13 protein-coding genes are annotated in these 13,298 nt (G+C 68.0%); 5 read left to right on the top strand and 8 right to left on the bottom strand.

All coding sequences use genetic code 11. From position 1 onward, the window contains the following. Nucleotides 1–613: 613 nt before the first annotated feature. The 6 genes from FCU40_RS20240 to sdhC all read right to left on the bottom strand — a co-directional run bounded on the left by FCU40_RS20240 (nt 614) and on the right by sdhC (nt 5,736). Nucleotides 614–934: a 2Fe-2S iron-sulfur cluster-binding protein gene (locus FCU40_RS20240; protein WP_168077393.1), complete on the bottom strand. Its 321-nt coding sequence runs from the start codon at nt 932–934 to the stop codon at nt 614–616. Nucleotides 935–961: 27 nt separating this feature from the next. Next, a complete protein-coding gene (locus FCU40_RS20235) occupies nt 962–2,200 on the bottom strand; it encodes an FAD-dependent oxidoreductase (RefSeq protein ID WP_168077391.1) in 1,239 nt (412 codons plus the stop codon). A 129-nt stretch (nt 2,201–2,329) separates the two neighbouring features. Continuing rightward, nucleotides 2,330–3,112 carry a succinate dehydrogenase iron-sulfur subunit gene (locus tag FCU40_RS20230; protein ID WP_004617936.1) on the bottom strand — a complete coding sequence of 261 codons (783 nt, stop codon included), beginning with the start codon at nt 3,110–3,112 and terminating at the stop codon, nt 2,330–2,332. 7 nt (nt 3,113–3,119) lie between these two features. After that, nucleotides 3,120–4,907 (bottom strand): succinate dehydrogenase flavoprotein subunit, encoded by a 1,788-nt coding sequence (gene sdhA / locus FCU40_RS20225; protein ID WP_168077389.1) that lies wholly within the window; start codon nt 4,905–4,907, stop codon nt 3,120–3,122. Next, nucleotides 4,907–5,362, bottom strand: coding sequence for a succinate dehydrogenase, hydrophobic membrane anchor protein (gene sdhD / locus FCU40_RS20220; RefSeq protein ID WP_168077395.1), 456 nt, complete (start codon nt 5,360–5,362; stop codon nt 4,907–4,909). Before sdhD ends, sdhA begins: the two co-directional genes overlap by 1 nt. Then, on the bottom strand, nt 5,329–5,736 hold the full coding sequence (gene sdhC / locus FCU40_RS20215) for a succinate dehydrogenase, cytochrome b556 subunit (RefSeq protein ID WP_004617940.1): 408 nt from the start codon (nt 5,734–5,736) through the stop codon (nt 5,329–5,331). Before sdhC ends, sdhD begins: the two co-directional genes overlap by 34 nt. A gap of 182 nt (nt 5,737–5,918) precedes the next feature. Between sdhC and FCU40_RS20210 the strand changes: the two genes are divergently transcribed. Continuing rightward, nucleotides 5,919–7,358: an HWE histidine kinase domain-containing protein gene (locus FCU40_RS20210; RefSeq protein ID WP_168077387.1), complete on the top strand. Its 1,440-nt coding sequence runs from the start codon at nt 5,919–5,921 to the stop codon at nt 7,356–7,358. Here FCU40_RS20210 and FCU40_RS20205 read toward each other — a convergent pair. Beyond that, the gene (locus FCU40_RS20205; protein WP_168077385.1) at nt 7,355–7,939 is read right to left on the bottom strand and encodes an NUDIX domain-containing protein; all 585 of its coding nucleotides are present in this window, start codon (nt 7,937–7,939) and stop codon (nt 7,355–7,357) included. The genes FCU40_RS20210 and FCU40_RS20205 overlap by 4 nt on opposite strands. An 8-nt stretch (nt 7,940–7,947) precedes the next feature. Further along, nucleotides 7,948–9,066: a cell division protein ZapE gene (gene zapE, locus FCU40_RS20200; RefSeq protein WP_168077383.1), complete on the bottom strand. Its 1,119-nt coding sequence runs from the start codon at nt 9,064–9,066 to the stop codon at nt 7,948–7,950. Nucleotides 9,067–9,153: 87 nt separating this feature from the next. Between zapE and tsaE the strand changes: the two genes are divergently transcribed. The 4 genes from tsaE to addB all read left to right on the top strand — a co-directional run. Continuing rightward, nucleotides 9,154–9,600, top strand: coding sequence for a tRNA (adenosine(37)-N6)-threonylcarbamoyltransferase complex ATPase subunit type 1 TsaE (gene tsaE, locus FCU40_RS20195; protein WP_168077381.1), 447 nt, complete (start codon nt 9,154–9,156; stop codon nt 9,598–9,600). Further along, on the top strand, nt 9,590–10,681 hold the full coding sequence (gene amgK, locus FCU40_RS20190; RefSeq protein ID WP_168077370.1) for an N-acetylmuramate/N-acetylglucosamine kinase AmgK: 1,092 nt from the start codon (nt 9,590–9,592) through the stop codon (nt 10,679–10,681). Before tsaE ends, amgK begins: the two co-directional genes overlap by 11 nt. Further along, complete coding sequence (murU, locus tag FCU40_RS20185) at nt 10,678–11,415, top strand: N-acetylmuramate alpha-1-phosphate uridylyltransferase MurU (RefSeq protein ID WP_168077368.1); 738 nt, start codon at nt 10,678–10,680, stop codon at nt 11,413–11,415. The genes amgK and murU overlap by 4 nt, the downstream gene beginning before the upstream one ends. After that, the coding region (gene addB / locus FCU40_RS20180) for a double-strand break repair protein AddB (protein ID WP_168077366.1) at nt 11,412–13,298 on the top strand (1,887 nt) is incomplete at its 3' end. The genes murU and addB, both read left to right, overlap by 4 nt.

Raw genomic sequence — 13,298 nt, 5'->3', positions numbered from 1 at the left:
GCCACCGAAGCGACCCAACCGTTTAGCGCCCGGTCAGCGGCGGAGGCGGCTATCTATCCAACCTCAAAACCCGTGTCAAATCGTTTTTTTCAAAACTCTTCAAACCGGAGCGGCGAGCCCCGGAAATCCAGGAAGCGCCAGAGTGGCAGGCTTCTAGAGAAACCAACCAAGTCAGTCAAGTCTTTAATTTCGAGAAGATCTCAAAATCTCTACTTAACTAACCCATCACCGCGCCGCTGAATTCTTGCGAAGTCTTGGCGGCGATGATTGGAGCGGCGCTTCTAATGAAGCGACATTCCGAAGTCAACCAACTCTTTTCGACTTTTTCGCGCCACCCGAAGCCGGGGTAGCGAAGAGACAAAAAGAGGACCCTAGGGCTGCCGAAGCCGCCCTTGCGGATCCATCATCGAGTCGATTGGAGCGCGGTGTCTAGCCAAGCGTCAGGGCCGATGCAAGCTTCCTTTCGGAAACCGCGTCGTCCGGTCACGAAGCCGTTCCGAGCGAGGCGTTGATCTAGTCCCCGCCCACGGCTCTGGCAACCCCCTCGCGACAATATAACAACGCTCTTTTGACGGCCGGCGGAACGTTTCGGCTCGGCCGCCCGATGGCGTGCTTAGTGCTGGCTCTCGGGAAGACGCACGACGAGGCCGTCCAGCGCGTCGCTGACCTTGATCTGGCAGGACAGGCGGCTGTTGGGCTCGACGTTCTCGGCGAAATCCAGCATCGACTCTTCCATGGCCGACTTGTCGCCGGTCTTGTCCAGCCAGGCTTGATCGACATAGACGTGGCAGGTCGCGCACGCGCAAGCGCCGCCACAGTCGGCGTCGATGCCCGGCACGTTGTTCTTCACGGCGCCTTCCATGACGGTCAGCCCCGACTTGACGTCGATGACATGTTCCGCGCCGTCGTGCTCGATGTAGGTGATCTTGGCCATGTGGCTTTCTGTTCCCCTTCGGCGACCTTAAGCCGCCACCTCTTTCATGGACACATGCGTGTCGGCGAGTTTTTCAGCGTTTACCGGCGCGCGCCTGGCGATCAGCTGCTTGCCGGCCATGAATTCGGCCGGCGCGTTGACCGCCTCGACCGCCCGCACCAGGTCGCCCTTCAGGTGGAAGACCGCGAACTTGGCCACGGCGACGTCGCCGCGAACGACCTGGCGGTCGGCCTCGAACGGCAAGCCGGCGATCTGCAGCTTCAGATCATATTGGTCGGACCAGAACCAGGGAACCTCCGGCGCCGGCCCCGGACGGCCGAGAATCGCCGAAGCGGCCTGCTTGGCCTGCTCCAGGGCGTTGGGCACGCTCTCCAGGCGGAACTGGCGCTCATATAGCGGCAGCGGCCGATGCGCGACGTCGCCGATCGCGAAGATCGACGGATCGCTGGTCCTGGCCTCCAGGTCGACGACCACGCCATTGGCGGTGTCGAGGCCAGCGTCCTTGGCCAGCTCGTCATTCGGAACCGCGCCCACCCCGACCAGGGCGACGTCGCAGGCCACCACGCGGCCGTCGGTGAAGCGCACGCCCGTGACGTGACCGTCGCGCCCCTCGAAACCCGCCACGCCAGCGTTGAGCTCGAACGCGACGCCATGCTGGCGGTGATAATCCTGGAAGAAGGTCGACAGGGTCTCGCAGGCCACGCGCGCCAAGACGCGACTTTCGCGTTCGATAACCATGGCGTGGCTGCCAAGCGCGCGGGCCGAGGCGGCGGCCTCAAGGCCCACATAGCCCCCGCCGATCACGGCCAGGCGCTTGTCGGGCCCGAGGGCGTGCTTGAGCAATTCAGCGTCGGCGGCCGTTCGCAGGGCCAGGACGCCGGCCAGGTCGGACCCGGGGATCGGAAGTTCGCGCGCGCGCGCGCCCGTGGCCAGGATCAGGGCGTCATAGGCAATGACCTCGCCCGAGGCCAGGGTCACGGTCTTCTCGGCGCGATTGATCCGCTCGGCCACGCCTTCGAGGCGCAGGGAGACATTGTTCTGGGCGTACCAGTCGGCCGGCTTCAGCGCCAGGGAGTCAGCGTCGGCCTCGCCCTTCAGCCAGGCCTTGGAAAGCGGCGGGCGCTGATACGGCAGAAGCGGCTCGTCGCCGATCAGCACGATCCGGCCCTCGTGACCATATTGGCGGAGGAAAGCCGCGGCCGAACCGCCCGCGTGACCCGCGCCGACGATCACGACGCATGCGTTCTGATTGACGTTAGCGTTCAAGGACGCCCTCCCATTTCGTCAAAAATGACGCCGGCGTCACCTATTGGCAAGCGCCTTTGATCAAGGCGGATACGAAGGGGGCGGCGACTCTGATCGAGATCGCCGCCCCTCTGACCGTGTGGAAGCTCGTCAGACGACGCGCTCGACCATCATTTTCTTGATTTCGGCGATCGCCTTGGCCGGGTTCAGCCCCTTGGGGCAGACCTGGGCGCAGTTCATGATCGTGTGGCAGCGATAGAGCTTGAAGGGATCCTCTAGCGCGTCCAAGCGGTCGCCGGTGGCCTCGTCGCGGCTGTCGATCAGCCAGCGATAGGCATGCAGCAGGGCCGCCGGGCCCAGATACTTGTCGCCGTTCCACCAGTAGCTGGGGCACGAGGTCGAGCAGCAGGCGCACAGGATGCACTCGTAAAGACCGTCGAGCTTCTCGCGGTCTTCCGGGCTTTGCTTCCACTCGGCCTGAGGCTCGGGCGTGTCGGTGTGCAGCCAGGGCTCGATCGAGGCGTACTGCGCGTAGAACAGCGTCAGGTCCGGGATCAGGTCCTTGACCACCGGCATGTGCGGCAGCGGGCTGATCTGGACGGCCTTGCCCGGGACCTCGGCCCAGCCATGCGTGCAGGCCAGGGTGTTGCGGCCGCCGATGTTCATCGCGCACGAGCCGCAGACGCCCTCCCGGCACGACCGACGGAAGGCCAGGGTCGGGTCGATGGTGTTCTTGATGTACAGCAGGGCGTCCAGGACCATCGGCCCCACGGCGTCCATATCGACGTCGTAGGTGTCCCAGCGCGGATTGCCGCCCGCTTCCGGATCGTAGCGGTAGATCTTGAAGGTCTTGACCTTCTTGGCGCCCGCGGGAGCCGGCCAGTGCTTGCCCGACTTGACCTGCGAGTTCTTGGGGAGAGCGAGTTCGACCATCGGACCCTCAGTAGACCCGTTGCTTCGGCGGGATGTAGGCGATGTCGTCGGACATCGTGTAGCTGTGCACCGGACGGTAATCGATCTTCACCTTGCCCGACTGGTTATCCAACCAAGCCAGGGTGTGCTTCATCCATTCGGTGTCGTTGCGGTCGGCGAAGTCCTCGCGGGCGTGGGCGCCCCGGCTTTCGGTGCGGTTCACCGCGCCGTTCACCGTCACGACGGCCTGACCGATCAGGTTGTCGAACTCCAGGGTCTCCATCAGGTCCGTGTTCCACACGAGGCCACGGTCGGAAACCTTGATGTCGCTCTTCTTGTCCCAGACGGCCTGCAGGCGCTTCACGCCGCTGTCCAGGCTCTCGCCGGTGCGGAACACGGCGGCGTCCTCCTGCATGGCCTTCTGCATCTCGAGACGCAGCTCGGCGGTGCCGGTCGAGCCCGAGGCGTTGCGGAAGTGGTCGAAGCGCGTCAGATGCGCCTCGGTCTGCTCGGCCTTCAACTCGGGCTGCTTGGCGCCCGGCTTGACGATCTCGGCGCAGCGAAGAGCCGCGGCGCGACCGAACACCACCAGATCGATCAGCGAGTTCGAGCCCAGGCGGTTGGCGCCGTGCACCGACACGCAGGCCGCTTCGCCGACGGCCATCAGGCCCGGGATCACCTTGTCGGGATTGTCGCCGTCCTTGGTGACGACCTCGCCGTGATAGTTCGTCGGGATGCCGCCCATGTTGTAGTGGACGGTTGGCAGCACCGGGATCGGCGCCTTGGTCACGTCAACGCCAGCGAAAACCTTGGCGGTTTCCGAGATGCCCGGCAGGCGCTCGGCCAGGATCTTGGGATCCAGGTGGTCGAGGTGCAGGAAGATGTGGTCCTTGTTGGGACCCACGCCACGGCCTTCGCGGATCTCGATGGTCATCGCGCGGCTGACCATGTCGCGCGGCGCCAGGTCCTTCACCGACGGGGCGTAGCGCTCCATGAAGCGCTCGCCTTCCGAATTGGTGAGATAGCCGCCTTCGCCGCGGGCGCCTTCGGTGATCAGGCAGCCGGCGCCGTAGATGCCGGTGGGGTGGAACTGCACGAACTCCATGTCCTGCAGCGGCAGGCCGGCGCGCAGGGCCATGGCGTTGCCGTCGCCCGTGCAGGTGTGGGCCGAGGTCGCCGAGAAATAGGCGCGGCCGTAACCGCCCGTGGCCAGGATCACCATCTGGGCCTGGAAGCGGTGCAGGGTGCCGTCGTCGAGCTTCCACGCGGTGACGCCGCGGCAGACGCCGTCGTCCATGATCAGGTCGAGGGCGAAGTACTCGATGAAGAACTCGGTGTCGTGGGCCAGGGACTGGCCGTACATCGTGTGCAGCATGGCGTGACCGGTCCGGTCGGCCGCCGCGCAGGTGCGCTGGATCGGGCCTTCGCCGAAGTTCTTGGTCATGCCGCCGAAGGCGCGCTGATAGATTTTGCCGTCGGCCGTCCGCGAGAAGGGCACGCCCCAGTGCTCGAGCTCATAGACCGCCGCCGGGGCGTTGCGGGTCAGGTACTCGATGGCGTCCTGGTCGCCCAGCCAGTCCGACCCCTTGACGGTGTCGAACATGTGCCAGCGCCAGTCGTCCTGGCTCATATTGCCCAGCGAGGCCGAGATGCCGCCCTGAGCGGCCACCGTGTGGCTGCGGGTCGGGAACACCTTGGTGACGCAGGCGGTCTTCAAGCCGGCCTGGGCGCAGCCGAGCGCGGCGCGAAGGCCAGAACCGCCGGCGCCGACGACGACGACGTCGAACTTGTGATCGATGAACTTGTAGGCCGACATCAATGGGCTCCGGTCACGGTCAGGGCGACCTTCAGGATCGAGAAGATCCCGACGGCGCCGGCCAGCACGCAGACGAACAGGTTGCCGATCACCAGGGCCGACTTGCTCGTGAAGCGGTGGACATAGTCCTCGATGACCACCTGGACCGCGTTCGACAGGTGGATCAGGGCCGAGATCAGCAGCAGACCCAGCAGCACCGCGTTGACCGGCTGGCTGACCCAGGCGGCGGCGGTCTGCTGGTCGGCGCCGATCATCTTCAGGGCCGCGAAGACGCCCCAGATGCTCAGCGGCGCCAGGGCCAGGCCCGAAACGCGCTCGGTGATGAAGTGGCTGACGCCGTGGCGCGAGGCGCCCATGCCCCGCGCGCGCGACAGAGGCGTGCGGAACTGCTGGGGCTGGAAGAGGTCGTTCTTGCTCATGATCAGAACGCTCCGTTCGCGTGGGCGATGACCCAGGTGACGATCGTCGCCACAACCGCGAAGGCGATCGCCATGGCGCCGGTCATGTCGGCCACGCGGGGCTGGAAGCCCTTGCCGGTGTCCCAGAAGGTCTGGCGGATGGTGTAGGCGATGTTGAAGAACACCGCGAAGGTCTCGCCCAGCAGAACCAGCTTGCCGATCGGCGAGCCCAGCAGGCCGACATAGCCGGCATAGGCGTCGGAACCGGCGGCCAGGGCGGCGGCCCAGCCGGCCAGGATCACGGCGCCGACCCACAGGCCGACGACGCAGCCGCGGTGGAGGATCGAACAGGCCATGGTGATATGCCAACGCCACACCTGCAGGTGGGGCGACATCGGGCGCTCAGGCAGCCCCCGGCTCGTGTCGGTCATGAGAGGTCCAACCTCAGTAGCCTTTGTGCGTTGCGGGACGCTTTTAAGCGCGAGGACGGGGGTGTCAATTAAACGGCGCCCTCTTGAGAAACGTTCGCACCTCGCGCGACGAGCGAGAGGGGGAACCCTTACGGCCAAGGTTGCGTTACTTTGGGCTGGGCTAGGGAGAGGCGCGCGGGGATATGGCGAGTCCGATCGACTTCAAGGCGGTGTTTGATCGGATACCGACGCCGTACATGATGATGGACCACGCCCTGAACATCGTCGAAATGAACGCGGCCTATCTGGAGGTGACGGGCCGCACGCGCGAAGACCTGTGCGGCCGGTACGTATTCGACGCCTTCCCCGCCGAGGGCGAGAGCCGGCGGCTGCTGGAAGAGTCGCTTTTTCGCACCCGCGACACCGGCAAGACGGACGTGATCGCCGTACTGCATTACGCGATACCCAAACCCGCGGAAGCGGGCGGCGGGTTCGAGGATCGCTATTGGAGCTGCACCCACACCTGGGTGCCTTCCAACGAGGGCCCGGGCTTCATCCTGCAGAACACCCAGGACATCACCGAACTCAAACGTCTCAAGGACTCCGCCTTCCGCCCCGAGGCGCCGCCGAGCACCGCCATGCTGGGCGATTCCGTGCTGCGGCGGGTCGAGACCCTGCAATCCCAGAGCATGCAGATCCGCCGCCTTTTCATGCGCGCCCCAAGTTTCGTGGCGGTGCTGAAGGGCGAGGACCACGTGTTCGACTTCGCCAACGAGGCCTATCTGAGGCTGGTGGGCCGACGGGACATTGTCGGCCGTCCCCTGCGCCTGGCGCTGCCGGAAGTTCTAGACCAAGGCTTCATTTCGCTGCTCGACGAAGTCAGGCGCTCCGCCGAGCCCTTCATCGGCCGCGACCTGCCGGTGATGCTGGCCCGCGAACCCGGCGCGCCGCTGGAGCAACGCTTTCTCGACTTCATCTATCAGCCTATCCTTGAAGCGGACGGCTCGGTATCGGGCGTCTTCGTCGAGGGCTCGGACATGACCGAGCGTGTTCTGGCCAACCAGCGCCAGCGACTCTTGCTCGACGAGCTGAACCACCGCGTCAAGAACACCCTGGCGACCGTGCAAGCCATCGCCCAGCAGACCCTGCGCGGTTCGACGACGCCGGAGACCTTCGCCGGCGCCTTCGAATCCCGACTGCTGGCGCTGTCCCAGACACATAACGCCCTCACCGACAGCCAATGGGCCGGCGCCGGTCTGCGCCAGATCCTGTCGCAGGAGCTTGGCCCCTATGGGGAAGAGCGCGTCCAGATGGACGGGCCGGAGACGCATTTGCCGGCGCGGGTGGCCCTTTCGCTCGGCATGGTCTTCCACGAGCTGGCGACGAACGCGGCCAAGTATGGCGCGCTCTCGACCGCCGGAAAGCTCGTCCTGACCTGGTCCGTGACGGCCGACGCGACGCTGGTCTTCGAGTGGCGCGAGACGGGGGGACCGCCAGCGGCGGAGCCTCTGCGACGAGGCTTCGGCTCCCGGCTCATCGAGCGCAGTATCGCCAACGAATTGCGCGGCGTGGTCTGGGCGGACTACGCCTCGACTGGCCTGACCGTGCGCTTCTCCGTGCCCTTGGCGCGCGAGTTCGACTAACCTCTGAAGACCGTCAGGGCCAGGTGCTGGAGCAGCATGATGGTCTTGGCGTCGCATATGCGGCCGTCGGCGATCATGGCCAGGGCCTCGTCGAGGGTCGGTTCCAGCACCTCGATGTCCTCGCCCTCGTCGGGATGGCCGCCGCCCTCGCCGATCCGCATTCCGGCGTCATATTCGGCGACGAAGAAGTGCAGGATCTCGGTCACCGAGCCCGGGCTCATGAAAGCCTCGAACACCTTGCGCACTTCGCCGAGCCGATAGCCCAGCTCCTCCTCGACCTCGGCGCGGATGCGGACCTCGGGTTCGGCGTCGTCCAGCAAGCCGGCCGCCGCCTCGATCAGCAGATCGTCATAGCCGTTCACAAAGGCCGGATAGCGAAATTGCTTGACCAGCAGCACGGTGCGATTGGCCCGGTTATAGGGCAGCAAGACCGCCCCATTGCCGCGATCGTAGTGCTCGCGGCTCTGGGTCTGCCACGCGCCGTCGCGCCGCTTCCAGTCGAAGGTCGTGGTCTTCAGGACGTACCAGTTGTCGGACAGCAACTTGGTTTCGCGAACGCGGACGCGGTCTTTGACGGACATTGGGGCTCCTAATCGCGAACGCGCGAGACATAGTCGGCCGAGCGCATCTCTTGCAGGCGCGACACGGTGCGCTCGAACTCGAAGGCGCCGTCGCCCTCGGGATACAACGCCTCCGGTTCGGCCTCGGCCAGGGCCACGAGCTTGGCGTCCGCCTCGTAAAGCGCGTCGATCAGCGTGTTGAAACGCTTGGCCGCGTCGCGCTTGGCCGGGGTCAGGCGCGGAACGTCCTCCAGGAAGATCGTGTGGAAGCGCTCGGCGAGGGCCAAGTAATCCTGCGGCCCCAAAGCCTGCTGGCAAAGGCTGGCGAACGAAGCCCGCAGCAGGCCGCCAGAGGCGCGCGGCAGGCGCATCTCGCGGCCCAGCACCTTCAGGGTCGCGCCGGTCTCGGCCGCGCCGTCCAGCATGTCGGTCCAAAGTCGCTCGAACTCGGCCTGGCTGGCCTTGTCGTTCGGCGCCAGCCAGGTGCGGGCCGCCCGCAGGCGGTCCAGGCGGAAGTCCACCGGACCGCGCACCGCCACGACATCCAGCGCCGACTTCAGCATATCGATGAAAGGCAGGAAGAGCTGGCGGTTCAGCCCGTCCTTATAGAGATCGTCCGGGGGCCGGTTCGAGGTGGCCACCAGGGTCACGCCCCGCGCGAACAGAGCCTCGAACAGCCGCCCCAGGATCATGGCGTCGGCAATGTCGGTGACCTGCAGCTCGTCGAAGCACAGCAGCCGGGCGTTCTGCGCGATCAGGTCCGCCGTCGGGACGATCGGGTCGTCCCCCTTGTGCTGGCCGAAGCGCGCCTTGCGCGCCGCCGCGTCGCCCTTGCGCCAAGCGTCGATGTCGGCGTGGACCTCGGCCATGAAGGCGTGAAAGTGAATGCGGCGCTTCTTGGCGACGGGCGCGCTGTCGAAGAACAGGTCCATCAGCATGGACTTGCCGCGTCCAACCGGCCCCCACAGATAGACGCCCCGCTGGCTCTTGGGCTTGCGGCCAAACAGCGAGAAGCCGGGCTCGCCGGCGTTGTCGAGATCGGCCTCCAGCCGCGAGAGCGCCTCGACGGCGGCGGCCTGGGCGGCGTCGGGCTTGATCTCGCCCTGGGCCAGGCGCTCGCGATAGGCGGTGCGAAGGGATGTCGGCATCAGGATGTGCGGTTAGCGCGTGCGGGACGCGGGGGGAAGGGGCTTGCGCCTCTCAACATCGTCGAGGCGACGCGCTATGGGAGACGGATGAAGACCCTCCACCTGGCCGACGAGGCCGCGACCCAGGCGCTCGGTCGCCAGTTGGCCGCGTCATTGCGCCCCGGCGACGCGATCTGCCTGACAGGCCCGCTCGGCGCCGGCAAGTCGACCCTGGCCCGGGCCCTGATCCGCGCCTTGACGTCCCCGGACGAGGAGGTTCCGAGCCCGACCTTCACTCTGGTGCAGTTCTACGAGACGCCCGCTTTTCCGCTGGCCCATTTCGATCTCTATCGCCTCACCGATCCCGACGAGGCCTACGAGATCGGCCTGGACGAGGCGTTGGAGGGCGGCGTCGCGCTCATCGAATGGCCGCAGCGGCTGGAAGGGCGTTTGCCGCCGAATCGGCTCGATATAGACATCGCCCTCGACGGCGGCGCGCGACGCGCCGTCCTCACGGCGCACGGTAGTTTCGAAGGACGCCCCCTTGAGTTCTGAGCGTGAAGCGGCGAAGGCCGCGTTCCTGAAAGCCCACGGCTTCGGCGACGTCCGCCGCCAGCCGCTGGGCGGCGACGCCTCGACGCGCAGCTACGAGCGCCTGCATCGCGAGGGCGGCCAGAGCTTCATCTTCATGGACCAGCCGCCGGCGCTGGAAAGCGTCGTTTGCCCGCCGAACGCGACCGACGCCGAGCGGCTGGCCCTGGGCTACAACGCCGCCGCGCGCCTCGCCGCCGGCTCGGTCGCCGCCTTCGTCGCCACCGCCGACTATCTGCGCCAACGCGGTCTGTCGGCCCCTAGGATCCACGCCTACGACGTCGCCCAGGGCCTTGCCGTCCTGGAGGACCTGGGCGACGGACTCTATGCCACGCTGATCGCCGAGGGGCAGGACGAACGCCCGCTCTACGAGGCCGCCGTCGACCTGCAAGTCGTCCTGCACGCCGAAACACCGCCGGACGTTCTGACCGTGGACGAGGTGCGCTGGCCGCTGCTCACCTATGACGCCCTGGCCCTGAAACACGCCACCGACACCTTCCTGGAATGGTGGCCGCAATTCGCCGGCATCCCCGCGTTCACGCCCGAAGCCGTGGCCGAGTGGGACGCGCTCTGGGCGCCGGTGTGGGTGCGGGGCGAGGCCGGAGCCAGCGTCTTCACCCATCGCGACTATCACGCGCAGAACCTGCTCTGGCTGCCCGAACGCAAGGGCGTGGCCCGCGTCGGCTTGTTGGATTTCCAGGACGCTCTGCGCGCCCATCCAGCCTGGGACTTAACCCATCTGCTACAGGACGCCCGTCGCGATGTGTCGGCGGTGCTGGAGGCGGCCATGCTGGACCGCTATCTGACCGCCCGCCCGAGCGTCGACCAAGGAGCCTTCATCGCCGACTACCGCGCGCTCGCGGCCTCGAACGCGGCCCGCATCCTGGGCCGGGTCTTCGCGCGCCAGGCCCTGCTGGGCCGTCGCCAGTACGAGGCCTTCATGCCGCGCACCTGGCGCTATCTGGAGCGCAACCTGACCGATCCGGCCCTCGCCGACCTGAAAGCCTGGTTCGACCGCTACGTTCCGGCGGAGGCCCGTCGATGAGCGCCGCCGCCAAGGGGCCCAAGATCGCGATGGTGCTGGCCGCCGGGCTTGGCACCCGGATGCGACCCCTGACCAACGACCGCCCCAAGGCCCTGGTCGAGGTCGCGGGCAAGGCGCTGATCGATCACATGCTGGACCGTCTGGCCGCCGCCGGGGTCGAGACCGCCGTGGTCAATGTCCACTATTTCGCCGACCTCGTCGAAGCCCACCTCAAGGCTCGCGAGGCCAAGGGGCTGAGGCCGCGCATCGTCATCTCCGACGAACGCCCTCAGGCCTTGGAGACCGGCGGCGGGATCAAGCACGCCCTGCCGCTGCTGGGCGAAAGCCCTGTTTTCGTCGCCAATATCGATTCGATCTGGATCGAACGCGCCGGGGCGGCCATCGACGCCGTGGCGGCCGCCTGGGACCCGGCCAGGATGGACGTCTGCCTGATGCTGGCCTCGACCCGGGAATCGCTGGGCTTCCATGACACCGGCGACGTGTTCCTCGGCGACGATGGCGTCGTCCGCTTCAAGGACCCCGGCGAGATCGCGCCGCTGGTCTATGTCGGCGTGCACATCTGCAAGCCGGCGATCACCGCCGATGGTCCGGACGCCCCCTTCTCGCTGCTGCCCCTCTGGAAGCGCCTGGCCGCCGACCACCGTGTCCACGGCGTCGCGCCGGACGGTCTCTGGATGCACGTCGGCGATCCCGACGCCAAGCTGGCCGCCGAGGCGAGGCTGGCTCAAGGATGAGCGGCCAGGCCCCCTTCTTCGAGCGTCCGGGGCCGCGCTGGTTCTCGATCCCCGCGCACCGGCCGTTCGTGGACGACCTGGCGCGCGGCCTGCTTAACGCTTTGGAGCCGTTGGGTCCCGAAGCTCTGCCCCGCGCGACGGTCCTAACCCCCACCCGCCGGGGCGCCCGCGCCCTGGCCGACGCCTTCCTAGCGGTCGGCGGCGGGCGCGCCCTTCTGCTGCCGCAGATCCGGCCGCTCGGCGACCTCGACGAGGGCGAGCCGCCGTTCGAGCCGGGCGAGCTCTCGATCGACCTGCCGCCCGCCATCGCCTCGCGCCGCCGCCGGTTCGAGCTGGCGCGGCTGGTGGTCGATCACGGGAGCCTGCTGTCGTTCAAGCCCGGCCCCGTCCAGGCGCTGGAGCTGGCCAAGGCCCTGTCGGACTTCCTCGACAGCTGCCAGATCGAGGAGATCCCGTTCGAGGACAAACTGGACGGCCTGGCCGAGGGCGATCTGGCCCAGCACTGGCAGGTCTCGGCTCGCTTCCTGAAGGCCGTGTTGCGCGCCTGGCCGGAACGTCTGAAGGACCTGGGCCTGATCGACGTCTCCGAGCGCCGGGTCCGCCTGCTCCGGGCCCTGGAGAAGCAGTGGTCCGAAACCCCGCCGACCGAGGTGCTGGTCGCCGCCGGTTCGACCGGCACCGCGCCGGCCACCGCCGACCTGCTGCGCGTCGTCGCCGCCGCGCCCAAGGGCGCCGTCGTGCTGCCCGGTCTCGACGAAGATCTGGCCGACACCGCCTGGGCCAAGATCGAGGGGACGCAGGGCGAGCAGCACCCGCAAGGCGCCGTGAAGCGCCTGCTGGACCGGGCGGGCGTGTCGCGGGCCGACGTCCGCGCTTGGGTTCCCGATGTCGACAGCCGAGGGCGCTGGCGGCGGCGGATCGTCAACGAGGCCTTGCGCCCGGCCGAGGCCACCGCCGACTGGCTGGCGCAGATCTCGTCCCTGCGGGCGGAGGCGCCGGACCTCGACCCGATCGCCGAGGGCCTGACGGGCTTTTCCGTCATCGCCGCCCGCGCCGAGGAAGAGGCCGCCGGGGCCTGCGCGCTTCTTCTGCGCGAGGCGCTGGAGACACCGGACAAGACCGCCGCGCTCGTGACGCCGGACCAGACCCTGGCCCGGCGGGTGATGACCCGCCTGCAGCGCTGGGGCGTGATCCCCGACAGCTCGGCCGGCGCGCCCCTGGCCGCCGCCGGCTCGGCGATCCTGGCCCTGCACTTCGCGCGCCTCGTCGAAGAGCCGCTGAACCCCGTGCGCCTCCTGGCCGTCGCCAAGCATCCGCTGGTGCTGGGCGAGGACGAGGCGCCGGCCGCCGCTCTCCTGGAACACAAGGGCCTGCGCGGCGCCGCGCCTGGGTCGGCCGAGGTGCTGCGCGCCCGCCTGAAGGATGCGCCCGAGGCGCTCGCGCTGTGCGACCGCGTCCTCGCCGCCGTCGACCACGCCGCCAGCCCTTACGCCGACGGCTACGCCCGCCCCTGCCAGGCGGCCAAGGCGCTGGTCGAGGCGCTGGAAGGCCTGATCGCGCCGCCCCGCCTGTGGGCCGGCGGCGCGGGCGAGTGCCTGGGCGCGCTGATGGCCGCCCTGATCCAGGACGGCGAGCCCCTGCCCGACGCCTCGCCCCAGGCCTTCGCCGACATCCTCGACCGCCTGGTCAACGAGGAGACGGTCCGGGTCGGCGGCGCCACTCACCCGCGCCTGCGCATCCTGGGCGCCATCGAGGCGCGTCTGGTCCGCGCCGACCGCCTGGTGCTGGCGGGACTGGAGGAAGGCGTCTGGCCTCAGGGCGCGCCGATCGATCCCTTCCTGTCGCGGCCGATGCGCGCGCGCTTGGGCCTGCCGCCGCCCGAG

It is taken from the genome of Caulobacter sp. SSI4214 (assembly GCF_012184455.1).
In the GTDB taxonomy this organism is placed as follows: Bacteria; Pseudomonadota; Alphaproteobacteria; order Caulobacterales; family Caulobacteraceae; genus Caulobacter; species Caulobacter vibrioides_E.
The sequence above is the reverse complement of the archived record's forward strand: the minus strand, read 5'-3'. Positions and strand labels throughout refer to the sequence as shown.